This is a genomic window from Enterobacter sp. V87_3 (assembly GCF_029967835.1).
Classification (GTDB): Bacteria; Pseudomonadota; Gammaproteobacteria; order Enterobacterales; family Enterobacteriaceae; genus Enterobacter; species Enterobacter cancerogenus.
In genome coordinates, this window is record NZ_JASCAM010000034.1 from 17,072 (window position 1) to 40,975 (window position 23,904).

Sequence of the window (23,904 nt, forward strand, 5' to 3'; positions counted from 1 at the left end):
GAACCGGAGCTGAAACGCTCGGCTTGTTCACTGCCGTACAGGCAGCTTAGAAATTAACTGCATCCCTCAACTAAAAACCGGGAAAGTTCACTGCCGTACAGGCAGCTTAGAAACGCGTCTGCCGTTGTTCAGTTGCCACGTCTTAGTTCACTGCCGTACAGGCAGTTTAGAAATTAATTGCGTATTCGCCGCGGCCTAATCCGTGAGTTCACTGCCGTACAGGCAGTTTAGAAATGGTACCGCCAGCTGGACACCGCGCTGCAGGCGTTCACTGCCGTACAGGCAGTTTAGAAATCCCGGGCGTCCTCCTCCGTGGCCGTGTCCGTGTTCACTGCCGTACAGGCAGCTTAGAAAAGTACGACAGCCACCCGATTGCCATATACGCAAGTTCACTGCCGTGCAGGCAGCTTAGAAACCTTAACCAGTACCGCCGAGGCGTCATCTTTCGGTTCACTGCCGTGCAGGTAGCTTAGAAATTTTAAATCTGGAAGGGTCTATGTCGCCTGAAGTTCACTGCCGTACAGGCAGCTGAGAAAAGTTGCCGAGCAATCGTCGCGACTGACGGCCAGTTCACTGCCGTACAGGCAGCTTAGAAAAGTATAGCCCGCTGTTGTTTCAGCGCCCAGACGTTCACTGTCGTACAGGCAGCTTATTAAAAATAAACCAGCCGACAGTGCGCCGCCCCGCTAGTTCACCGCCCTGCAAACAACCCGCAATCCATAAATATCTACAAACTCCCGACTGCAATTCATCACCCTAAATAATATATTCAATCAAGAAACTAATCATTTCTCTCAATATTATTCATCAACTCATCACACCCATCTAAAAACTAAAATATGTATATTTATTTTGTATGGATAATTTATTTATATGAATACCAATAATGATTAATAATAAAATTAAACAGTTGCGTGCAAAAATACCTGTCAGCATCACGACTTATTTGAAATAGATCACATCCAGGACCTACAAAATGCCGATACCATAAACGCCATTGATATTTCACTTGATGTATTTTATGTCGCAGCCAACTATTCCCCCCTCAGATTTGAAAACGATCCTTCATTCTAAACGTGCAAATATTTATTACCTGGAAAAATGCCGCATTCAGGTGAACGGCGGGCGGGTGGAATATGTCACGCAGGAAGGTAAAGAATCGTTTTACTGGAACATCCCCATTGCGAATACGACGGCGGTAATGCTGGGTATGGGGACGTCGGTCACCCAAATGGCCATGCGGGAATTTGCGCGGGCAGGGGTGATGGTGGGCTTTTGCGGTACGGACGGCACACCGCTTTATTCCGCTAACGAAGTGGATATTGATGTCTCCTGGTTATGCCCGCAAAGCGAATATCGACCCACTGCGTATCTCCAGAACTGGGTCTCGTTCTGGTTCAACGAAGAAAAACGGCTGCAGGCGGCAAAGCAGTTTCAAATGATTCGGCTTCAGCAAATAGAGAAACACTGGCTGGGCGCGAAAATGCAGCGCGAAGAGGCTTTCCAGCCTGACAAAACCCGGCTGCTGGCGTCTCTGGCACACGCCCGGGAGAGCATGTCGGACGCCGCCGATCATACCGCGTTGATGCTCAAAGAAGCGCTCCTCACCAAATCCCTCTATAAACAGGTCAGCCAGGCGGTCGGCTACGGTGATTTTAGTCGCGCAAAACGCGGTGGCGGTGTGGATATGGCTAACCGGTTTCTCGACCAGGGTAATTATCTGGCCTACGGGCTGGCGGCGGTCGCCGCGTGGGTGACGGGGATCCCGCACGGACTGGCGGTGATGCACGGCAAAACCCGTCGGGGCGGGCTGGTCTTCGATCTTGCGGATCTGATTAAAGATGCGCTGGTGATGCCCCAGGCGTTTATCGCGGCGATGCAGGGAGAAGACAACATGCAGTTTCGCCAGCGCTGTATCAACGCCTTTCAGCAGGCCGACGCGCTGGACGTCATGATCACGACGCTTCAGGAAACGGCTTGCTCACTGGCGGGTGTGGCAGAATGAACGTCCTGATTATCTCCCGCTGTACCAAACGCGCCCGTGAAATCAGCTGCCAGATTATTGACCAGTTTGCCGAACGCACCGGCGACGCGGCCTGGCAAACCCCCATAACCCTTGATGGCCTCAATACCCTGCGAAAATTATTGCGCAAACACGCGCGACGTAATACCGCGGTGGCCTGCCACTGGATTAAAAAAAGCGGTGAGACGAAATTGCTCTGGATCGTGGGCAACCTGCGCCGCTTCAACGCTCAGGGACGCGTGCCGACAAACCGCACGACGTCCAACGTGTTGAAAAGCGGAGCTGAACATCACTGGCACTGCGCAGAAAGTATTGCGCTGCTGGCCGCCATCGCCGGGCTGTTTCACGATTTTGGTAAGGCGGGAAAATGCTTTCAGCAGACCCTGACGGTTAAAAGTGATTATCGCTGCCAGCCTTATCGCCATGAATGGATTTCAGCCCGGCTGTTTCAGGGGTTTGCCGCAGGGCAGAGCGACGAGGCGTGGCTGGCATCGCTTGAGCACCTGAAGCCTGCCGACGAAACGCGAATGCTGAAAGCAATGCTCAAGGAGCCGCAGCTGACGGACGGCAGTCCGTTAAAGGGACTGCCTCCGCTGGCGAGGATCGTGACATGGCTGATCCTGTCTCATCACCGCCTGCCGCAATCCCTGCAATCCAGACCTAACCTTCAGTACTGTGACGGCTGGCTTGATCGTCAGCTGAATGTCCACTGGAACGCGCTCAATCACCAGATCAATGAGAAGCATAAGTGGCAAGCCAGCGATTTAAAAAGCGTCTGGACATTCCCCAAGGGTACGCCGTTTAAAAGCGCCGTCTGGCGTGAAAAAGCCAGGCAGATCGGCAGGCGTGCCCGCCATGCAGCGTCGTTACGCCAGTATGGCACGCTGGACAATCTGTTTACCGCACACCTTGCCCGTCTGTCATTGATGCTGGCCGATCACTTTTATTCTTCACAACCCCCCTGCGTCCAGTGGCAGGCGCAAGACCTTGATCTGTGGGCCAACAGCGATCGCGCCACCACTCAACTAAAACAAAAGCTGGATGAACACAACACAGGCGTGGCGCATCACGCTCTGCTGCTGGGGCGATCGCTGCCCTGGCTGCGGCGTTCGCTGCCCGCGATTGCGCGGCACAACACCTTTCGCGAGCGGGCGAAGGGCGAGCGGTTTCAGTGGCAGAACAGAGCCTGGGATGTCGCGTCGGCGCTGCGCGAACGCAGTGCAGCGCAGGGATTTTTTGGCATCAATATGGCGTCTACGGGCTGCGGTAAGACCTTCGCCAATGCCCGCATCATGTATGCCCTGGCGGATGAGCACGAAGGCTGCCGCTTCAGCATCGCACTGGGCCTGCGTACCCTGACGCTGCAAACCGGGCAGGCGCTGCGCGAACGTCTGAGACTGGATGAGGACACGCTTGCCGTGGTCACCGGTTCGGCTGCCGTGCGTGAACTTTATGAACGACAGCTTAAAGAGCAGAAAAAGCAGGAAGAGCCGGACGACAATAGCGCCAGCAACGAAGCTTTTTTCGCCAGCCATCAGTACGTTCACTATGAAGGCAGCGTGTGTCAGGGAATCACGCAACAATGGCTCTCTTCCGAGCCCGCGCTTAACCGGCTGGTGAGTGCCCCGGTGCTGGTCACCACCATCGATCATCTGATGCCTGCCACCGAAGGCATTCGCGGCGGCAGGCAGATCCCCGCGATGCTGCGCCTGATGACCAGCGATCTGGTGCTGGACGAGCCTGATGATTTTGATATTGACGACCTGCACGCGCTCTCCCGGCTGGTTAACTGGGCCGGGATGCTGGGTTCACGCGTGCTGCTCTCGTCTGCAACGCTGCCGCCCGCGCTGACGCAGGCCCTGTTCGAGGCCTATCGGGCGGGGCGGGAAGCGTATCAGCAGGCATGCGGTGAACCGAACAGGCCTGTGAATATTTGCTGCGCCTGGTTTGATGAATACGGCGCGCAGTCCCAGGATGTGGCTGAAAGCGGGATATTCCAGCAGGCGCACGCCCGGTTTGTCGCCGGGCGGTTGAAAAAGCTGCCCCAACAACCCGTTCTGCGCAGGGGGAAACTTGCCCGCGTCGAGCCTGAATCTCCCGACGTGCAGGCGGTGATTTCTGCGGTCGCGAAAACGCTGCATCAGTACATGCCTGAACTTCACCATGCTCACCACAGCGTGCATAACAGCGGCAAAACGGTTTCATTCGGCCTGATACGGCTGGCCAATATTAACCCGCTGGTGGCCGTGGCGCAGGCGCTGATGACCATGCCAGCACCGGAAAATACCTGCATCCACTACTGCGTGTATCACGGGCGGCACCCTCTGGTGGTGCGCTCGCATATTGAAGCCCGGCTGGACAGTGCCTTTACGCGCCACGATCCCGACAGTATCTGGCAGCTCCCCGAGGTGAAACAGGCGCTGGAATCGCCCTGTCAGCACCATCTGTTTGTGGTGCTTGCTACCTCCGTACTAGAAACTGGGTGCGATCTGTGTGCTGATTGGGGGATTATCGAACCCAGTTCCATGCGCTCGCTGATCCAGTTCGCGGGCCGTATTCAGCGCCATCGTCAGTTAGTGCCAGAGACTGAAAATCTGGTGATTCTGAACCGCAATATTAATGCACTGCGCGGGAAGCGTGTTGCGTACTGCAAGCCGGGTTTTGAAACGGAAAAACACGCGTTTAGCGATCATGATTTGCAGACGCTGCTGCCCGCGTCGGCGTATTGCGCCATTAATGCCATACCACGAATAACGGATGCCCTGGCGGATAACGCATTTGCCGCTCAGGAACACACCCGGCTGCGCGCCGCGCTGCTGGAATCTGCTGACAAGAACGAGGCCATCGCTGCCCACTGGTGGAGACTGCCGCTCACCTGGTGCGGCGAGCTGCAACGGCGCACGCCGTTTCGTCAATCGGCATCACAGGAAACGTTTTACCTGGGAATGCAAGAGGAAGACGACAAGCCCGCTTTTTGTCTGATACAGACCAACGGCGGCCTGAAAGATGCGGGGCGATTTGAACGCCAGGAGATTACGCTGGCCGCCGGCGTGGAGCCGTGGTTTGCAGTGGATTATCAGGCGATATTGCTGGCGCAGGCCGAGGCAAATCAGATGGCGCTGGAGGCGGTTTCAAAGCGATATGGGGAGATTACGGTGAGGGAATCAGAAGAGCAGTGGCGATATCACCCGATTCTGGGAGTGTTTCGCGCCCCCTGAAAGGGGCGCGAGCTGCTTGTACAGCAGTAGACGAAGCATTTAGGTGCTTCATATATTTCTAAACTATCTGCGCGATAGTTACGCGGGGAATTTTAGGGCAAGAGATCTAAAAAAGGTAGCAAAAAAGGAGATAATATAGACGCTTTATATAGGTGCTTTATATAGGAATGGAATTTGCTTTGCAAAAAGAGTACATTGCTCGCACTAGCAATCCACGGAAGCGTTTCTATGTTCAGATTAGCACTTAGATCTGGGATGATTTTTGGTATTTTGATGCTGCTTTTGTACTCCAAACAATTGTTTTAGTTGTTTTTATAAGTAATCCTTACTCAGGAGGGATTCGTGCTTCAAGGGAACTTATGTACTTTTATTGCTGAATATATTGCCGCACGACGGCAAACGAAGCTGGAAGCGTTTGATAAAGAAGCAGCAAAGGGTGACGAAGCGGATCGCGCAACTCTGGCAGGTGAACGCAGGGAGCTTGAGCTTCGCTATGAACCGCAGACGTGGCTCACCGATGCCGCACGACGAGCCGGGCAGATTAGCCTGGTCACCCATGCGGCGAAGTTCACGCACGGGGATTCGAAAAGCAGCAGCCTGTACAGTGAAACGACGCAGAAGGAAGGCTATCTCAGCAGCGCCGCGTTAGACGACGTCGAGCCGGATGCCGTCGGGAATGCCGCTGCGCTGGACGTCGCAAAGCTGCTGCAAACCCGCGTTGAAGGAGATTCACTCCTTGCCTGCCTGAAACGAGGTGACTATAGCCCGCTTGCCGCCTTCTCGAAGGATGCGACTCAACTCGATGAATGGATTATCGGTTTTTCACGTGCGCTCACGCCCGGTGAACCCACTTCGCACAAGCTGGCAAAGCAGAACTATTTCCCGGTGGGTGAGGATTACCATCTCCTCAGTCCTCTCTTTGCCACCTCGCTGGTGCATGCTTACCACCAGAAAATGATCGCGTTTCGTTTTGGTGACGATGTAAACGCCATCCGCAAAGCACGACGCGAGAAAACCTGGCATCCGCAGCCTCTTGTGCTCTTTCCTGAAAGCGCTGAAATGCATTTTGGCGGTACCAAGCCACAGAATATCTCCTATCTGAACAGCGTGCGCGGCGGGCGGGTCTGGCTGCTTTCGGCGCAGCCTCCGCAGTGGGAATTTGTATTCCAGCCGCCAGTAAATATACATTCGATTTTTGCTAAAGGCGGAGAGTTTGATCTCGCGGCACGTAGTACGGTTCGGTTGATGATCGAGGTAATCAAACGGCCAGGAAAAGATGTAACGATTCGCCGTGATCGGGAGCAATACGTCGAGGAACTTATCGATCTGTTATTTATGGTTTCTGGAAAACTTCAGCGTGAGGAGTGGCAAAACTGGACGCTCAACTGTCCTACGCTGGCAGCGCATCAACAACTCTGGCTCGATCCGTGGCGTACTAAAACTGACGAGGCATTTCGCCAGGAACGCGATAAAGATGACTGGCAGAAGAAAGTTGCAGAAGATTTTGCCGTATGGTTGAACGTCCGTTTGAGAAAAGCCTTCCCGGATGTCGGCCAGGTGGAAAAACGAGAATGGGCGACGCGCGAAAAGCTTCGTACCAATCTGCGTGAAACGGAAAAAATGCTCCGGGAGGCGCTGAAATGAGCACGCTGATCCTTTTACGCCACGTGCGCGTTGAAAACGCCAACGCCATTGCAGGCATCACTTACGGTTTTCCGGCCATCACCCACTTTTTAGGTTTCACCCACGCGCTGTCGCGCATCCTGACGCAAACGCACGGGTTGACGCTGGAAGGCTGTGCCGTTGTCAGCCACGGGCATCAGATCCACGCGCATACGTCTGGCCGCGACTATCAGTTTGCCCTGACGCGCAATCCGCTGACCCGCGAAGGCAAAACGGCCTCGTTCAACGAGGAGGGGCGGATGCATATGACCGTCTCCCTGCTGCTGGAGTGTCACGGTGAAATCGTTAACGGCGAATACGGCCAGCAGGCGCTGGCAGAGTTTCTGAAAGCGCGTTGCCCGACGCTGCGCCTGGCGGGCGGCATTATCGTCAGCATTAAAGATATTGCGGTTATGGATAAGCCGACGACAGATGAACAGCTGGCTTACCTGAAGTGGCAGCTGACGCCGGGCTTTGTCCTGCGCGATCGCAGCGCCTGGCTTGGCGAGCATCATCAGAGCCTGATTGAAGATAACCCGCAGGCCACCATGCTGGACGCCTGGCTCGATTTTGCCGCCCTGAAATTCCAGGCCGAAACGCCGGAAGAGGACGATATCCATGAAGGTGAATCAGCCGCCTGGCAGCGCGTTCCCAAACCCTGCCCGGGGTATCTGGTTCCGCTGATGACGGGTTACCAGCGCATTTCTGAACTCTACGCGCCGGGTGTGGTGACCCATGCCCGGGACGACCAGACGCCGTTTGCCTTTACCGAAGCGGTGTATGGCGTGGGCGAATGGTGTGGGCTGCACCGCATTTCGTCGCTGGAGGATATTTTCTGGCGCTACCACACCACGGAAACCGGCTACTACTGCCAGGGTGCCAACGCGCCGCAGGCAGCAAAACAACATTCATAAAAAGGACTATCACATGGCAAAGGCTCCAACTGCCGTTAAAACGGCTTCTGTACTGGCATTCGAACGCAAGCTGGCAACGTCAGACGCGGTAATGTATGCGGGGAACTGGCAAGGAACTGACTGGCAGCCAATCCGGCTTCAGGAAAAGGCGGTGCGCGGAACGATTTCCAATCGGCTGAAAAATGCGCTCCTTAACGACCCAACGAAACTGGATGCGGAAATCCAGAAAGCCAACCTGCAGCGCGTGGATGTGGCGGCGCTGCCGGCAGAGGCCGATACCCTCCAGGTGAGATTCACCCTGCGCGTGCTGGGCAACCTTTCTGTACCGTCGGTTTGTAACGATCGCACCTATCAGGATGCCCTGCAGCAGGTTATTGAAGGATACATTGCCGAGCATGGGTTTAGCGTGCTGGCCCACCGCTATGCCACCAATCTGGCGAACGGTCGCTTCCTGTGGCGTAACCGCATAGGCGCAGAAAAAATCGAGATTACGGTGAAGAAGGGGAGTGAGACCTGGACGTTCAACGCCCATGACTATCCGCTGCGGGATTTCACCACCCAGGATAATGCGCTGCAAACGCTTTCCCGGGAAATTGAGAAAGGACTGCGCGGTGAAAGCTTTGTCCTGCTCGAGGTCAGCGCTAATGTTCTGCTGGGGAACGGGCAGGAAGTGTTTCCATCGCAGGAGCTGGTGCTCGACAGCAACAGTGCCAAGAGCCGCCTGCTTTATCAGGTCGATAACGTTGCGGGTATGCACTCGCAGAAGATCGGCAATGCGGTCCGAACCATTGATACCTGGCATCCACGCGTTGACGAACTCGGCGCGATTGCCGTGGAGCCATACGGTTCAGTCACCAGTCGCGGTATTGCATGCCGCCAGCCGAAAGAGAAAACGGACTTTTATACGCTGCTGGATAACTGGGTGACGAAAGGGCACAAGCCAGAGGTAGAGCAGCAGCATTATGTGATGGCGATTTTGATCCGCGGCGGCGTGTTTGGCGAGAAGAGCGAATAAGGAGTCATGATGGATCACTACATTGAGATCCACGTACGGCCCGATCCCGAGTTTCATGAAGAGATGCTGATGGCGGCACTCTTTGCAAAACTTCACCGGGCGTTAGGCGCGCGGGGAAAGGGCGATATTGGCGTGAGCTTTCCGTTGCATAACCTTAAGCCAGGCACCTGCCTTCGTCTGCACGGCAGTGCGCCCGCGCTGCAGGCGCTGGAGTCGACAGCGTGGCGAAAAGGGCTGACGGACTATTGCCATTGTTCGGACGTGCGCCCGATTCCTGCGGGAGTGAGCTGGCGCTGCGTGAGCCGCGTGCAGGTGAAAAGCAGCCCGGAGCGGTTACTGCGTCGTTCGGTCAAAAAAGGCTGGCTGACGGAGGAAGAGGCCCGGCTGCGGCTGCCGGGCATGAGCGAACAGCAGACCGATTTGCCGTGGCTCACTTTGCGCAGCCTGTCCACGGGGCAGACGTTCCGTCTGTTTATACGCCATGGTGAGATCGGCAATACGCCCGTTTCGGGGACGTTTTCCACCTACGGATTAAGTGGCACAGCGACCATCCCGTGGTTTTAAGCTGCCAGATATCCGATAAAACCCTGTAAAAAAATAAGGCCGGGAAAACCCGGCCTTATTTCATATTCATCTGCCATTACAGGCGAAAACGATTAGCGACTACGGAAGACAATGCGGCCTTTGCTCAGGTCGTACGGGGTCAGTTCAACAGTCACTTTGTCGCCCGTTAAAATGCGGATGTAGTTTTTGCGCATTTTACCGGAGATGTGCGCAGTTACCACGTGACCGTTTTCCAGCTCTACGCGAAACATGGTATTAGGCAACGTATCAAGTACGGTACCCTGCATTTCAATATTGTCTTCTTTGGCCATCTAATCCTCTGGGGTATCACTACCAAGTTTTGAACCGGCAAGATAATGCCGAAATTCATCAATTAAGTAAAGAATTGCGCGTTTAAAACGCAGCAAAACAGTCTCAGCGTATTGCCCAGGCGTCACGGTACAACCGAACAGGAAGCGCATTCGTAAAGGGGAGACAACAGGATAAACGTCAGGACGTTATCTGAAGCGGGGGTCCCAAACGGCGGCGGGGCAACAGGCAGAACCTATTCTGCGGCGTAATTATAACACCCTCATAAAAAATGTGCGGAAAACATTTAGGCTCCGGGCATAAAGAGTGTTCGGGGTAGCCAAAAATCGCGCGGGAGCGTCTCCTGACGGCAGGTATCCAGGTGTTCAATGTAATGGCGACGGAGGATTTCAACCGCGCCCAGCGAGGCGGTATGGTCGTTAAGTACCTGACAATCCATTAGCTTTCCGCCGCGCCCGGCAAATTCCTCACAAAAAACCAGCAGCGCCGTTTTGGATGCGTTTACGGCGCGGGAGAACATCGATTCACCGCAGAACAGCGTGCCCTGAGCAACGCCGTACATGCCGCCAATCAGTTCGCCGCCCTCATTCCAGACCTCGATTGAATGCGCATAGCCAAGCTCATGCAGTTGATGGTAAGCGGTAATAATGTCGCGCGTGATCCACGTGCCTTCATGACGATCTTCGGCGCAACCTTCAATCACCTGGCCAAAGGCGTGGTTCAGGGTGACGCGATATGTTGACCTGGCGTGAAAACGTTTCATGCTGCGGCTCAGGTGAAACTGCGCGGGCCACAGCACGGCACGGGGATCGGGCGACCACCATAAAATGGGATCGCCGGGGGAAAACCACGGGAAAATGCCGCGCTGGTACGCCATCAACAGCCGCGCCGGGCTGAGATCGCCGCCCAGGGCCAGCAGCCCGTTAGGCTCACGTAGCGCGCCCTCCGGGGAGGGGAACGCAATATTATGACGAGAAAGCTGGACCAGGCGCATGACAGCAGAACTCCAGTACGCGAGTAGGATCGGTACAATATTAGTCTACAGACGTTGTTTAAACTGGTAGTAGCGACCCTGTTTCGCCAACAATTCTGCGTGACTACCTTGCTCAATAATGTGTCCGTTGTCCATCACAATTATCCGATCAAAGCTCGCCAGGCCGCGCAGACGGTGGGTGACCATCAGCACGGTTTTGCCTTCCATGACGTTTGCCAGTAAATCAAGAATTTGGCTCTCGGTGGTGGCATCCAGCCCCTCGGTGGGTTCATCGAGCAGCATCAGCGGCGCATCGTGCAGCAGCGCGCGTGCAATCGCCAGACGGCGCAACTCGCCGCCGGAGAGCTGACGTCCGCCTTCTCCGAGCCAGCTGTTTAACCCCTCGTCTTCGAGCAGTTTATGCAGCCCGACCTGCTCCAGCATCGCACGCAGCGCGTCGTCGGATGCCTGAGGGGCCGCCAGAAGCAGGTTATCGCGAAGCGTAGCGCTAAACAGATGTACGCGCTGTGGCACAACGCTGACGGTCCGACGTAAGCTCTGCTCGCTAAAGTCGACCAGCGGCGTGGCGTTAAGCTGAATGTGACCCTGCTGCGGATCCCAGGCGCGCGTTAACAGCTGTAAAAGGGTCGATTTACCGCAGCCGGTACGCCCAAGAATGGCAATACGCTGGCCCGCCTTCACCGAAAGGTTAATGCCTTCCAGCGCATTCTGCGCCTGGTTGTCGTAGGCGAAGGTGACATCGCTGAGCGTCAGAGAAACCTGGTCGGGCACGGCAGTCTGTTCTGAGGTGAACGTAACCTGCGGATCCTGCTCAGCGATCTCCGTAATGCGCAGGGCAGAGGCGATAACCTGGCCGAGATGCTGAAACGCCCCCGTAACCGGGGCCAGCGCTTCGAAAGCCGCCAGCGCACAGAACACAAAGAGGGCAATCAGCGCACCGGGCTGGGTATTGCCGCCCACGCCGCCCGAGGCCATCCACAGCATAGCGATGACCGCCACGCCGCCGATTAACATCATCACAGCCTGTGAGAAGGCGGTCAGCTCCGACTGGCGGCGCTGGGCTTCGTGCCAGTTCAGCTCGGTGCTTTCCATGCGCGCGCGGTAGCGTTTGCTGGCACCAAAGATGGTGAGTTCGGCCTGACCCTGCAGCCAGGCGGTCAGCTCCTGACGGTACTCTCCACGCAGGCGCGTCAGGTTTTCGCCGGTGGACTTACCGGCACGATAAAACAGCGGCGGCAGGACAATCAGCGTCAGCAGCATGATCCCGCCGAGCGTCAGGGCAATCGGAACATCGAGAACGCACAGCCCCAGAGTGACCACCACAATCACCACAAACGCGCCGACGATCGGGGAAATCACCCGCAGGTACAGATGGTCCAGCGTATCGACATCCGCCACCACGCGGTTAAGCAGTTCGCCCTGACGAAAACGGGCCAGCCCGGCAGGGGAGAGGGGCAGCAGTTTGCTGAAGGTGTAGATACGCAGGTGCTGAAGCACGCGGAACGTCGCATCGTGGCTGACCAGACGCTCAAAATAACGCCCGGCAGTACGGGTAATGGCGGTGCCACGGACGCCCGCTGCCGGAAGCATGTAGTTAAAACTGTATAAGCCAGCGAAACCCGCGACGGCGGAGGCAGACAAGAACCAGCCGGACAGTGTGAGCAGACCAATGCTGGCAAGCAGGGTCACGATGGCGAGGATTATCCCCAGCGTCAGCATCCATTTGTGGCGTTTATACAGTGCGAGGTAAGGTAACAGGGCGCGCATCAGATATCCTCCTGACGGTTCGCCAGCAGAGTGGCAAACGCCCCCTGCGAAGCAACAAGAGAGGCGTAATCGCCTTGTTCCACGAGTTGACCGTTTTCCATAACCCAGATCTGATCCCACTCGGCAATCCCTTCCAGCTGGTGCGTAACCATCAGGGTGGTTTGCTGCACGGACGCGGCATTCAGGGCCGCCATCACGCGCTGTTCACTGTGTGCATCCAGGCTGGCGGCAGGTTCATCCAGCAGCATTAGCTGGCAGGGATTCAGTAACGCACGGGCAACCGCAATGCGCTGCGCCTGACCAACGGATAGCCCGGCGGACTGATCGCCGACCACCGTGTCTACGCCCTGCGGGAGCAACGGCAGAAACTCGCTGACCCAGGCGCGATCCAGCACCGACTGCAGCTCATCTTCACGGGCATCCGGGCGCGCCAGAAGCACATTTTCGCGAAGCGTAGAGGCAGGCAGTTGCGGGTTTTGACCGACCCAGCTCAGCTGTTTGCGCCAGGCGTCGGGGTCCAGATCGCGCAGCTCGGTTTTGTTGATTTGCAGCGAGCCGGTATAGGCCATAAACCCGGCCAGGGCGTTCAGCAGGGAGCTTTTCCCGGAACCACTGATCCCGACCAGAACCACACGTTGCCCGGCTTGCAAAGTAAAGTCCAGCGGGCCTGCCAGAACGTTGCCCTCGGGGGACAGGACGCAAAACTGACGCGCTTCGATGGTCACCGGCTCTTTGGCATTCAGCGTGATTTCACCGCGCTCCGGATGCGCCAGCGGCGTCTCCATGAAGGTTTTCAGGCTATCGGCTGCGCCTACCGCCTGCGCTTTGGCATGATAAAAGGTGCCGAGATCGCGAAGCGGCTGGAAAAATTCCGGTGCCAGGATCAGGGCGAGGAAACCGGCGGAAAGGGTGACCGCCGTGCCGTAATGGCCGAAATCCAGGGCACCGAGGTAGGAGAAGCCGAAGTAAACCGCCACCAGGGCAATCGACAGCGAGGTAAAGAACTCAAGCACACCGGACGAAAGAAACGCCAGACGGAGCACTTCCATGGTGCGCTGGCGAAAATCCTGCGAGGCCAGACGAATGTTCTCGGTTTCTGCTTCACCCCGCCCAAAGACGCGCAACGTTTCCATGCCGCGCAGGCGGTCAAGGAAATGGCCGCTTAAACGGCCCAGTGCGAGGAAGTTACGGCGGTTGGCATCCGCAGCGCCCATTCCGACCATTGCCATGAACAGCGGGATCAGCGGGGCGGTGCCCAGCAGAATCAGTGCCGCGACCCAGTTAATCGGGAATATCGTGATAACGATAAGCAAGGGTACGAAAACAGCCAGCGCCATCTGGGGAAGGTAGCGGGCATAGTAGTCGTGCATATCGTCAATCTGTTCCAGGATCAGCGTCGCCCAGCTACCGGCAGGCTTACCCTGGATCCACGCAGGGCCAGCTTCCTGAAGGCGATCCAGCACCTGACGGCGTATCGCATAGCGAATTTGCTGCCCGGCGTGGAAGCCGACGCGCTCGCGCAGCCAGACCACCCACGCGCGCAGGACAAAAACCAGCACCAGAACGACAAACGGCATCAGCAGCGCTTCGCGCGGGATGTTCTCCATGATCATATGGTTGAGAATGCGGGCCAGCAGCCATGCCTGGGCAACAATCAACAGACCGCTGATTAGCCCCAGAACGCGGGAAAACATAAGCCAGCGGCGGGAAAGAACGCTTTGCTGTTTTAGCCAGCGGGTTAATTCTTGTTGACGGTTTTTTTCCATTGCGTACTTTGCAGGTGACGTTATAAGAAATTAGACACCAGCATGTTACACGCGGGGCAAAATAAAGGCGACCAGTGGCCGCCTTTATTTACGTTTGTTACTGACTTGTAAAGATTATTTGGCCTGCTCAGCCAGTCCGTCCAGATAGCGTTCGGCGTCCAGCGCGGCCATGCAGCCGGTGCCCGCAGAGGTGATCGCCTGGCGGTAAATATGGTCCATCACATCGCCTGCAGCGAACACGCCCGGGATGCTGGTCTGGGTCGCGTTGCCGTGAATACCAGACTGAACCTTGATGTAGCCGTTTTCCAGCGCCAGTTGACCTTCGAAGATGCCGGTGTTCGGGCTGTGACCGATTGCCACAAACAGACCCGCCACGTCCAGGGATTCGATGTTATCCGCGTTCTGGGTATCGCGCAGACGCAGGCCGGATACGCCCATCTGATCGCCGGTGACCTCTTCCAGCGTGCGGTTGGTGTGCAGCACGATGTTGCCGCTCGCCACTTTATCCATCAGACGTTTGATCAGGATCTTCTCCGCGCGGAAGGTTTCACGACGGTGGATCAGGTGAACCTCTGAGGCGATGTTCGCCAGATACAGCGCTTCTTCTACCGCCGTGTTGCCACCGCCAATGACCGCCACTTTCTGATTACGATAGAAGAAACCATCGCAGGTTGCGCAGGCAGACACGCCGCGGCCTTTAAACGCTTCTTCAGACGGCAGGCCGAGGTAGCGGGCAGATGCGCCGGTCGCGATGATCAGCGCGTCGCAGGTGTATTCGCCGCTGTCGCCCGTCAGGCGGAACGGACGGTTCTGCAGATCGACTTTGTTGATATGGTCGAAGAGAATTTCAGTTTCGAACTTGGCCGCATGCTCGTGCATACGCTCCATCAGCAGCGGCCCGGTCAGGTCGTTCGGGTCGCCTGGCCAGTTTTCGACTTCGGTCGTGGTGGTCAACTGACCGCCTTTTTCCATGCCGGTGATTAATACCGGCTGCAGGTTAGCGCGTGCAGCGTAGACCGCTGCGGTATATCCCGCAGGTCCAGAGCCAAGGATTAGCAGCTTACTGTGTTTAGCCGTGCCCATGAGATCCCCATTGTTGTTGGCAGACGTTTGGCTGGATTGTAGGGAATTTGTTGCCGTAAAAAAAGAGCACAGCAGTTTTGATACCGATATGTGCAATAGCCACGAGCGATGGAAGTGGCGCTATAACATAACGCTTCATCTGTGAATCCGCTCGTTTATAAGACAATAAAATGAGGATTAATACCCTGCCGTAATGAATATCCGGCATGTTGTACTAAAAATCGATGTTTTGCTTTGACAATCCCCTGCGCTTTTGCGAAAACATTCAAGGAAGAAAAAAAACCGCGTTAACTGCTTGTCGCATAGACATGCACGTAAATGCCATTTTTACCGGGTCAGTGAAATCTACGCATGGCGTGGACAGACGCCATACGTGATGTCGGTGACGGCCTTCGGGCAACGGTCTTCTTACCATCAGAACCCGAATCTGCGTCGCGTCTAATACATAACCAGGCGATGTGATAAACAACGGGTACAGGCTCTGAACAGTGATGTGCACAGGGTCCAGGCAGGAGTAGGGAAGGAATACAGAGAGACAATAATAATGGTAGATAGCAAGAAGCGCCCTGGCAAAGATCTCGACCGTATCGATCGTAACATTCTTAATGAATTGCAAAAGGATGGGCGTATTTCCAACGTCGAGCTTTCAAAACGTGTGGGACTTTCCCCGACGCCGTGCCTCGAGCGTGTGCGCCGACTGGAAAGACAGGGTTTTATTCAGGGCTATACGGCTCTGCTGAACCCGCATTATCTGGATGCCTCACTTCTGGTATTTGTTGAGATTACTCTGAATCGTGGCGCACCGGATGTGTTTGAGCAATTTAACTCCGCTGTACAAAAACTTGAAGAGATTCAAGAGTGTCACCTGGTTTCCGGTGATTTCGACTACCTGTTGAAAACCCGTGTGCCTGATATGTCCGCCTACCGTAAGCTGCTGGGTGAAACCCTGCTGCGTCTGCCAGGCGTGAACGACACCCGTACCTACGTGGTGATGGAAGAGGTCAAACAGAGTAATCGTCTGGTTATTAAGACCCGCTAACACGGAACAGGTGCATTATCAGCGTAGTTTGATTACACTCCTGTTAATCCATACAGCAACAGTGCCGGGGATACCCGGCGCTGTTGTCCGTTTTAGCAAACAGGCAGGATATGCCTGATACCTGGAGAGCCTTTCTTGAGCCAGGAATACACTGAAGACAAAGAAGTCACACTATCGAAGCTAAGCAGCGGACGTCGTCTCCTTGAGGCGTTACTGATTGTTATTGCCCTTTTTGCCGTCTGGCTGATGGCAGCGTTACTGAGTTTCAATCCTTCCGATCCCAGCTGGTCGCAAACCGCCTGGCATGAGCCTATCCATAATTTAGGCGGCGTTCCCGGTGCCTGGCTTGCTGACACGCTCTTTTTCATTTTCGGTGTGATGGCGTACACCATTCCCGTCATTATTATTGGCGGATGCTGGTTTGCATGGCGTCACCGTCAGAACGACGACTACATCGACTATTTTGCGGTTTCACTGCGCCTGATAGGGGCGCTGGCGCTGATCCTGACCTCCTGTGGTCTGGCGGCCATTAACGCCGATGATATCTGGTACTTTGCTTCCGGCGGGGTGATTGGCAGCCTGTTAAGCTCCGCCTTGCAACCGATGCTTCACAGCAGCGGCGGCACGCTGGCGTTGCTTTGCATCTGGGCCGCCGGTTTGACGCTGTTCACCGGCTGGTCGTGGGTGAGCATCGCCGAGAAGATTGGCAGCTTTATCCTGACGGTTCTCACTTTTGCCAGCAACCGTACCCGCCGCGATGATACGTGGGTGGATGAAGACGAATATGAAGATGACTATGAGGATGACGATGCACCCGTTGAGCGTCGTGAATCCCGCCGTGCGCGCATTCTGCGCGGTGCGCTGGCGCGTCGTCAGCGCGTAGCGGAAAAATTTGCCAACCCGCTTGGCCGTAAAACGGATGCGGCGCTTTTCTCCGGCAAACGTATGGATGAAGAGGATCGGGTTGAGTACCGCGCCGGGGGCAGCGCCGTTGACCCGGATGACGTTCTTTTCTCAGGGCATCGCGCAACGCCAGACGATTATGACGAGTACGATCCGCTTATGAGCGGTCACTCTGTCACGGAGCCGGTTGCCGCTGCTGCCGCGGCGACAACCGCTGCGCAGGCTTATGCTGCACCGGCTGATGCAGTCATGCCGTCCGCGGCTGTACCCGCGCCGGATTCTGTGATTCAGCAGCCGCAGGTTGCCTGGCAAACCGCGCCTGGCGTCCACACGCCGGAACCGACTATTGCGCCGGAGCCGGAAAGCTATGTGCCCGTGCAGCAGGAGCCGTGGCAGCAGCCTTATCAGCCAGAGCCTGCTTACGCTCCGCAAGAGTATCCGCACTACGAGCAGCCGGTGGCCCAGCCGTATCATGAACCTGCGCCTGAGCCAGTGGAACCTGCCCAGCCGTATGCTGCGCCTGAGCCGGTTGAACCCGTGCAGCCGTATGTCGCTCCTGCGCCAGAACCGGAACCAGTGGAAGAGGCGAAACCGTCTCGTCCGCCAATGTATTACTTTGAAGAGGTTGAAGAGCGCCGCGCCCGCGAACGCGAGCAGCTGGCGGCCTGGTATCAACCTGTGCCGGAACCGGCGCAGCCAACGTCATCACCTGCACCGTCTGTTTCCGTACCACCGGTCGACCCAACGCCAGCCGTTGCGCCAGTGGCTGAAAGCGTTAAACAGGCGACGGCTGCCGCCGCCGCAGCGGCACCGGTATTTGGCCTGGCCGGAGGCGCACCGCGTCCTCAGGTAAAAGAGGGCATTGGTCCACAGCTGCCTCGCCCTAACCGCGTGCGCGTACCTACTCGACGCGAGCTGGCCTCCTACGGTATCAAGCTGCCTTCTCAGCGCATGGCGGAAGAGAAAGCGCGCGAGGCTGACTACGAAGATGATGGCGATGAGCTGCATCAGGATGAGCTGGCTCGCCAGTTCGCCGCACAGCAGAATCAGCGTTACGGTGACGAATATCAGCACGATGTGCAGACTACCGAAGACGATGACGATGCCGCAGAGGCAGAATTAGCACGTCAGTTTGCGGCCACGCAGCAGCAGCGCTACTCCGGTGAGCAGCCGTCTGGCGCAAATCCGTTCTCGCTTTCGGATTTCGAATTCTCGCCGATGAAAGATCTGGTGGATGATGGCCCGAGCGAACCGCTGTTTACGCCGAGCGTCATGCCGGAAGCGGAACCCGTTCGTCAGCAACCGGCTCCACAGGCTTATGCACAGCCGCAGCAGCCGGCTCCGCAGACTTATGCGCAGCCGCAGCAGCCGGCTCCACAGGCTTATGCGCAGCCGCAGCAGCCCGCTCCGCAGGCTTATGCACAACCGCAGCAGCCGCAGTTCCAGCAGCCACCGGCACAGCCGCAGGAGAGCCTCATTCATCCGCTGCTGATGCGTAACGGCGACAGCCGTCCGCTGCAGCGTCCGAGCACGCCGCTGCCGTCTCTGGATCTGTTAACGCCGCCACCGGCAGAAGTCGAGCCAGTCGATACTTTTGCGCTGGAGCAGATGGCCCGTCTGGTGGAAGCTCGCCTCGCGGACTTCCGCATCAAGGCCGATGTGGTGAACTACTCACCGGGTCCGGTGATCACCCGCTTCGAGCTGAATCTGGCCCCGGGCGTTAAGGCGGCACGGATTTCAAACCTGTCCCGTGACCTGGCGCGTTCGCTGTCGACGGTTGCGGTGCGTGTGGTTGAAGTGATCCCAGGCAAGCCGTACGTCGGGCTTGAACTGCCGAATAAAAAGCGCCAGACCGTTTACCTGCGCGAAGTGCTGGATAACACCAAGTTCCGTGACAACCCATCCCCGCTCACCGTGGTGCTGGGCAAAGATATCGCGGGCGACCCGGTGGTCGCCGATCTGGCGAAAATGCCGCACCTGCTGGTTGCGGGTACCACCGGTTCCGGTAAATCCGTCGGCGTGAACGCCATGATCCTGAGCATGCTCTACAAAGCACAGCCGGAAGACGTGCGCTTCATTATGATCGACCCGAAAATGCTGGAACTCTCCGTCTACGAAGGTATTCCGCATCTGCTGACCGAAGTTGTGACCGACATGAAAGATGCTGCCAACGCGCTGCGCTGGAGCGTCAATGAGATGGAACGTCGCTACAAACTGATGTCGGCGCTGGGCGTGCGTAATCTGGCGGGCTATAACGAGAAAATCGCCGAGGCGGCACGCATGGGCCGTCCGATCCCGGACCCTTACTGGAAGCCGGGTGACAGCATGGATGCGCAGCATCCTGTACTGGAAAAACTGCCTTACATCGTGGTGCTGGTGGACGAGTTCGCCGATCTGATGATGACCGTGGGTAAGAAAGTCGAAGAGTTGATTGCTCGCCTGGCGCAGAAAGCGCGTGCGGCCGGTATTCACCTCGTTCTGGCGACCCAGCGTCCGTCCGTTGACGTTATTACCGGGCTTATCAAAGCGAACATCCCGACCCGTATTGCGTTTACCGTCTCCAGTAAAATTGACTCGCGTACCATCCTCGATCAGGGCGGCGCAGAGTCATTGCTGGGTATGGGTGACATGCTGTACTCCGGCCCGAACTCGACCTCTCCGGTGCGCGTACACGGCGCATTTGTCCGCGATCAGGAAGTGCACGCGGTTGTTCAGGACTGGAAGGCCCGCGGTCGTCCGCAATACGTGGATGGCATTACCAACGACACCGAAAGCGAAGGCGGCGGTGGCGGGTTTGACGGTGGCGAGGAGCTGGATCCGTTATTCGATCAGGCGGTTAATTTCGTCACCGAAAAACGCAAGGCCTCTATTTCCGGCGTGCAGCGTCAGTTCCGTATCGGCTATAACCGCGCGGCGCGCATCATCGAGCAGATGGAAGCGCAGGGGATTGTCAGCGAGCAGGGGCATAATGGTAACCGTGAGGTGCTGGCTCCGCCGCCGTTTGAATGATCCTTCGAGATTGCAAAGAAGGGTAAATCAGTCAAAATTAAGCATATTCTTCTGTCACCTGCCTGCGGGCAGGTCCAGAATAGAAACGGAACCCGCTTCGGGACGACGTATTTTAAGGAATAAGAATGAAAAAAATCGCAATCGCCTGTGCATTACTTACCAGTTTTGTTGCCAGCAGCGTCTGGGCTGATGCCGCCAGCGACCTTAAAAGCCGCCTGGATAAAGTGAGCAGCTTCCACGCCAGCTTTACCCAAAAAGTTACAGACGGCAGCGGCAACGCGGTGCAGGAAGGCCAGGGAGATTTATGGGTAAAACGCCCTAATCTGTTCAACTGGCATATGACACAGCCGGATGAAAGCATCCTTGTGTCTGACGGCAAAACGCTGTGGTTCTATAACCCGTTTGTTGAGCAGGCTACCGCGACCTGGCTGAAAGACGCCACGGGCAACACGCCGTTCATGCTGATTGCCCGTAACCAGGCCAGCGACTGGCAGCAGTACAATATCAAACAGACCGGTGACGAGTTTGTTCTGACGCCAAAAGGCAACAACGGTAACCTGAAACAGTTCACCATCAACGTGAGCAGCAACGGGACCATTAATCAGTTCGGTGCAGTTGAGCAAGACGATCAGCGCAGCAGCTATCAGCTCAAATCACAGCAAAACGGCGCTGTCGATGCATCGAAATTCACCTTTACCCCGCCGCAGGGCGTAACGGTGGACGACCAACGTAAGTAAGAGGCATGAGTGGGCAACCTGTCGCTCGATTTTTCAGATAACGCGTTTCAACCTCTGGCCGCGCGTATGCGGCCAGAAAATTTAGCGCAGTACATCGGCCAGCAGCATCTGCTGGCTGCGGGAAAACCCTTGCCGCGCGCCATTGAGGCCGGGCATCTGCACTCCATGATCCTCTGGGGGCCGCCGGGAACCGGTAAAACCACCCTCGCAGAAGTGATTGCCCGCTACGCTAACGCGGACGTTGAACGTATCTCCGCCGTCACCTCCGGCGTGAAGGAGATCCGCGAGGCTATCGAACGCGCGCGGCAGAATCGCAACGCCGGGCGGCGTACCATTCTTTTTGTCGACGAAGTCCATCGCTTCAACAAAAGCCAGCAGGATGCTTTCCTGCCGCACATTGAAGATGGCACCATCTTCTTCATTGGTGCGACCACCGAAAACCCGTCGTTTGAACTCAATTCAGCGCTGCTTTCCCGGGCGCGTGTCTATCTGCTTAAATCGCTGACGACCGAGGATATTGAGCACGTCCTGACGCAGGCCATGAGCGATAAAGTGCGCGGCTACGGCGGACAGGATATCGTTCTGCCTGACGAAACGCGTCTGGCGATAGCGCAGCTGGTGAACGGCGATGCGCGCCGGGCACTCAATACGCTGGAAATGATGGCCGATATGGCCGAAGTTGACGATGCCGGCAAGCGCGTGCTGAAACCTGAACTGCTCACTGAAATTGCGGGTGAGCGCAGCGCGCGGTTCGATAATAAAGGCGATCGTTTTTACGATCTTATCTCGGCGCTGCATAAATCCGTGCGCGGCAGCGCGCCGGATGCAGCGCTGTACTGGTATGCGCGCATTATCACCGCCGGTGGCGATCCGCTTTACGTGGCGCGTCGCTGCCTGGCTATTGCCTCGGAAGATGTTGGCAATGCCGATCCGCGTGCGATGCAGGTGGCGCTTTCCGCATGGGATTGTTTCACCCGCGTCGGGCCTGCTGAAGGCGAGCGCGCCATTGCCCAGGCGATTGTTTATCTTGCCTGCGCCCCGAAAAGCAACGCCGTCTATACCGCCTTTAAAGCGGCTATGGCCGACGCGCGCGAGCGCCCGGATTACGATGTCCCGGTTCATCTGCGCAACGCCCCGACCAAACTGATGAAAGAGATGGGTTACGGGCAGGCGTACCGCTACGCCCACGATGAACCCAACGCCTATGCTGCCGGAGAGGAGTATTTTCCGCAGGAGATGGCACAAACTCGCTACTATCAGCCGACAAACAGAGGTCTTGAGGGCAAGATTGGCGAAAAGCTCGCCTGGCTTGCCGGACAGGATCAAAATAGCCCTATAAAACGCTACCGTTAGCGCTAACGTTGCGGTAATGTTGGCAATCTATACCCGTTATACTTCAAGTTGCATGTGCGTTGGCTGCGCTTGCTCACCCCAGTCACATAGTTTTCTATGCTCCTGGGGAATTCGCTCGCTTGCCGCCTTCCTGCAACTCGAATTATTTAGGGTAATACCTTGTGGCCGCAGGCTGTGGTCACTTTTCCTCTTTTAATTCGATAAGCACAGGATAAGCATGCTCGATCCCAATCTGCTGCGTAATGAGCCAGACGCAGTCGCTGAAAAACTGGCACGCCGGGGCTTTAAGCTGGATGTAGATAAGCTGCGCGCTCTCGAAGAGCGTCGTAAAGTTCTGCAGGTACAAACTGAAAATCTGCAGGCAGAGCGTAATTCTCGATCGAAATCCATCGGCCAGGCGAAAGCGCGCGGGGAAGACATTGAGCCATTACGCCTGGAAGTGAACAAACTGGGTGAAGAACTGGATCAGGCGAAAGCCGAGCTTGACGTTCTTCTGGCCGAAATTCGCGATATTGCGCTGGCGATCCCGAACATTCCTGACGACAGCGCGCCTGTGGGTAAAGACGAAAACGACAACGTTGAAGTGAAACGCTGGGGTACGCCTCGCGAGTTCGACTTCGAGGTTCGCGATCACGTTACGCTGGGAGAAATGCACGCGGGGCTGGACTTTGCGGCCGCGGTTAAGCTGACCGGCTCACGCTTTGTGGTGATGAAAGGCCAGATTGCCCATCTGCACCGCGCGCTGGCGCAATTCATGCTGGATCTGCACACTGAACAGCACGGCTACAGTGAAACCTACGTCCCGTATCTGGTTAACCACGATACGCTGTACGGTACGGGCCAGCTGCCGAAATTTGCCGGCGATCTGTTCCATACCCGTCCGCTGGACGAAGAAGCGGACAGCAGCAACTACGCGCTGATCCCGACGGCGGAAGTGCCGCTGACCAACCTGGTACGCGATGAGATCATCGACGAAGACGATCTGCCGATCAAACTGACCGCGCACTCTCCGTGCTTCCGTTCTGAAGCGGGTTCTTACGGTCGCGATACCCGCGGTCTGATCCGTATGCACCAGTTCGATAAAGTCGAGATGGTGCAGATCGTGCGTCCGGAAGACTCCATGGACGCGCTGGAAGAGATGACCGGCCACGCGGAGAAAGTGCTGGAGCTGCTCGGCCTGCCGTACCGCCGTATGGCGCTCTGCACGGGCGACATGGGCTTTGGTGCCTGTAAAACCTTCGACCTTGAAGTCTGGGTGCCTGCGCAGAATACCTACCGTGAAATATCCTCCTGCTCTAACGTCTGGGATTTCCAGGCGCGCCGTATGCAGGCACGCTGCCGCAACAAATCCGACAAGAAAACCCGTCTGGTTCACACCCTGAACGGTTCGGGTCTGGCTGTAGGCCGTACGCTGGTTGCCGTGCTGGAAAACTACCAGCAGGCGGACGGTCGTATTGAGATCCCGGAAGTGCTGCGCCCGTATATGAAAGGCCAGCAGTACATCGGCTAACGAAAGCCGTCGTGTAAAAAGCGCCTCCCGGCGCTTTT

16 protein-coding genes and 1 CRISPR repeat array (1 of these 17 running past the window's edge) are annotated in these 23,904 nt (G+C 56.5%); of the genes, 11 read left to right on the plus strand and 5 right to left on the minus strand.

Annotation, left to right across the window (positions count from 1 at the left end):
- Positions 1-656: a CRISPR direct-repeat array (repeat unit 28 nt; unit sequence GTTCACTGCCGTACAGGCAGCTTAGAAA) (it extends 1,966 nt beyond the left edge of the window).
- A 365-nt stretch (positions 657-1,021) separates the two neighbouring features.
- The 6 genes from cas1f to cas6f all read left to right on the plus strand — a co-directional run bounded on the left by cas1f (position 1,022) and on the right by cas6f (position 9,396).
- Entirely contained in the window at positions 1,022-2,005 is a 984-nt protein-coding gene (gene cas1f, locus QLG21_RS21185; protein WP_282485159.1) for a type I-F CRISPR-associated endonuclease Cas1f, read from the plus strand.
- Positions 2,002-5,241 (plus strand): type I-F CRISPR-associated helicase Cas3f, encoded by a 3,240-nt coding sequence (gene cas3f, locus QLG21_RS21190; RefSeq protein WP_282485160.1) that lies wholly within the window; start codon positions 2,002-2,004, stop codon positions 5,239-5,241. Before cas1f ends, cas3f begins: the two co-directional genes overlap by 4 nt.
- 342 nt (positions 5,242-5,583) lie before the next feature.
- Complete coding sequence (gene csy1, locus QLG21_RS21195; protein WP_282485161.1) at positions 5,584-6,885, plus strand: type I-F CRISPR-associated protein Csy1; 1,302 nt, start codon at positions 5,584-5,586, stop codon at positions 6,883-6,885.
- Positions 6,882-7,817 (plus strand): type I-F CRISPR-associated protein Csy2, encoded by a 936-nt coding sequence (csy2, locus tag QLG21_RS21200; protein WP_282485162.1) that lies wholly within the window; start codon positions 6,882-6,884, stop codon positions 7,815-7,817. Before csy1 ends, csy2 begins: the two co-directional genes overlap by 4 nt.
- A gap of 13 nt (positions 7,818-7,830) precedes the next feature.
- Positions 7,831-8,832 carry a type I-F CRISPR-associated protein Csy3 gene (gene csy3, locus QLG21_RS21205; protein ID WP_282485163.1) on the plus strand — a complete coding sequence of 334 codons (1,002 nt, stop codon included), beginning with the start codon at positions 7,831-7,833 and terminating at the stop codon, positions 8,830-8,832.
- Positions 8,833-8,841: 9 nt separating this feature from the next.
- Positions 8,842-9,396: a type I-F CRISPR-associated endoribonuclease Cas6/Csy4 gene (gene cas6f / locus QLG21_RS21210; RefSeq protein ID WP_282485201.1), complete on the plus strand. Its 555-nt coding sequence runs from the start codon at positions 8,842-8,844 to the stop codon at positions 9,394-9,396.
- A 92-nt stretch (positions 9,397-9,488) separates the two neighbouring features.
- Here cas6f and infA read toward each other — a convergent pair whose 3' ends face one another.
- The 5 genes from infA to trxB form a co-directional block, all read right to left on the minus strand.
- A complete protein-coding gene (infA, locus tag QLG21_RS21215) occupies positions 9,489-9,707 on the minus strand; it encodes a translation initiation factor IF-1 (protein ID WP_002211347.1) in 219 nt (72 codons plus the stop codon).
- A 284-nt stretch (positions 9,708-9,991) separates the two neighbouring features.
- Positions 9,992-10,699 carry a leucyl/phenylalanyl-tRNA--protein transferase gene (gene aat / locus QLG21_RS21220; RefSeq protein ID WP_282485164.1) on the minus strand — a complete coding sequence of 236 codons (708 nt, stop codon included), beginning with the start codon at positions 10,697-10,699 and terminating at the stop codon, positions 9,992-9,994.
- A 45-nt stretch (positions 10,700-10,744) separates the two neighbouring features.
- Positions 10,745-12,466 carry a cysteine/glutathione ABC transporter ATP-binding protein/permease CydC gene (gene cydC / locus QLG21_RS21225; RefSeq protein WP_282485165.1) on the minus strand — a complete coding sequence of 574 codons (1,722 nt, stop codon included), beginning with the start codon at positions 12,464-12,466 and terminating at the stop codon, positions 10,745-10,747.
- Positions 12,466-14,232, minus strand: coding sequence for a cysteine/glutathione ABC transporter permease/ATP-binding protein CydD (cydD, locus tag QLG21_RS21230; protein ID WP_137271874.1), 1,767 nt, complete (start codon positions 14,230-14,232; stop codon positions 12,466-12,468). The genes cydC and cydD overlap by 1 nt, the downstream gene beginning before the upstream one ends.
- A gap of 114 nt (positions 14,233-14,346) precedes the next feature.
- A complete protein-coding gene (gene trxB, locus QLG21_RS21235; RefSeq protein ID WP_137848955.1) occupies positions 14,347-15,315 on the minus strand; it encodes a thioredoxin-disulfide reductase in 969 nt (322 codons plus the stop codon).
- 544 nt (positions 15,316-15,859) lie between these two features.
- Between trxB and lrp the strand changes: the two genes are divergently transcribed.
- From lrp to serS, 5 genes are all read left to right on the plus strand, one after another.
- Positions 15,860-16,354: a leucine-responsive transcriptional regulator Lrp gene (gene lrp, locus QLG21_RS21240; protein WP_002439523.1), complete on the plus strand. Its 495-nt coding sequence runs from the start codon at positions 15,860-15,862 to the stop codon at positions 16,352-16,354.
- A 135-nt stretch (positions 16,355-16,489) separates the two neighbouring features.
- Entirely contained in the window at positions 16,490-20,266 is a 3,777-nt protein-coding gene (gene ftsK, locus QLG21_RS21245; protein ID WP_282485166.1) for a DNA translocase FtsK, read from the plus strand.
- 125 nt (positions 20,267-20,391) lie between these two features.
- Positions 20,392-21,003, plus strand: coding sequence for an outer membrane lipoprotein chaperone LolA (gene lolA / locus QLG21_RS21250; RefSeq protein WP_006174426.1), 612 nt, complete (start codon positions 20,392-20,394; stop codon positions 21,001-21,003).
- A gap of 9 nt (positions 21,004-21,012) precedes the next feature.
- Positions 21,013-22,356 carry a replication-associated recombination protein RarA gene (gene rarA / locus QLG21_RS21255; RefSeq protein ID WP_282485167.1) on the plus strand — a complete coding sequence of 448 codons (1,344 nt, stop codon included), beginning with the start codon at positions 21,013-21,015 and terminating at the stop codon, positions 22,354-22,356.
- 217 nt (positions 22,357-22,573) lie between these two features.
- Complete coding sequence (serS, locus tag QLG21_RS21260) at positions 22,574-23,866, plus strand: serine--tRNA ligase (RefSeq protein WP_282485168.1); 1,293 nt, start codon at positions 22,574-22,576, stop codon at positions 23,864-23,866.
- Positions 23,867-23,904 lie beyond the last annotated feature (38 nt).

What these genes read in the sequence shown, in the direction of transcription:
- trxB (WP_137848955.1), bottom strand. Translation starts at nt 15,315, where the DNA reads ATGGGCACGGCTAAACACAGTAAGCTGCTAATCCTTGGCTCTGGACCT.
- cydD (WP_137271874.1), bottom strand. Translation starts at nt 14,232, where the DNA reads ATGGAAAAAAACCGTCAACAAGAATTAACCCGCTGGCTAAAACAGCAA.
- serS (WP_282485168.1), top strand. Translation starts at nt 22,574, where the DNA reads ATGCTCGATCCCAATCTGCTGCGTAATGAGCCAGACGCAGTCGCTGAA.
- cydC (WP_282485165.1), bottom strand. Translation starts at nt 12,466, where the DNA reads ATGCGCGCCCTGTTACCTTACCTCGCACTGTATAAACGCCACAAATGG.
- cas3f (WP_282485160.1), top strand. Translation starts at nt 2,002, where the DNA reads ATGAACGTCCTGATTATCTCCCGCTGTACCAAACGCGCCCGTGAAATC.
- csy2 (WP_282485162.1), top strand. Translation starts at nt 6,882, where the DNA reads ATGAGCACGCTGATCCTTTTACGCCACGTGCGCGTTGAAAACGCCAAC.
- lolA (WP_006174426.1), top strand. Translation starts at nt 20,392, where the DNA reads ATGAAAAAAATCGCAATCGCCTGTGCATTACTTACCAGTTTTGTTGCC.
- aat (WP_282485164.1), bottom strand. Translation starts at nt 10,699, where the DNA reads ATGCGCCTGGTCCAGCTTTCTCGTCATAATATTGCGTTCCCCTCCCCG.
- csy3 (WP_282485163.1), top strand. Translation starts at nt 7,831, where the DNA reads ATGGCAAAGGCTCCAACTGCCGTTAAAACGGCTTCTGTACTGGCATTC.
- infA (WP_002211347.1), bottom strand. Translation starts at nt 9,707, where the DNA reads ATGGCCAAAGAAGACAATATTGAAATGCAGGGTACCGTACTTGATACG.
- cas6f (WP_282485201.1), top strand. Translation starts at nt 8,842, where the DNA reads ATGGATCACTACATTGAGATCCACGTACGGCCCGATCCCGAGTTTCAT.
- lrp (WP_002439523.1), top strand. Translation starts at nt 15,860, where the DNA reads ATGGTAGATAGCAAGAAGCGCCCTGGCAAAGATCTCGACCGTATCGAT.
- cas1f (WP_282485159.1), top strand. Translation starts at nt 1,022, where the DNA reads ATGTCGCAGCCAACTATTCCCCCCTCAGATTTGAAAACGATCCTTCAT.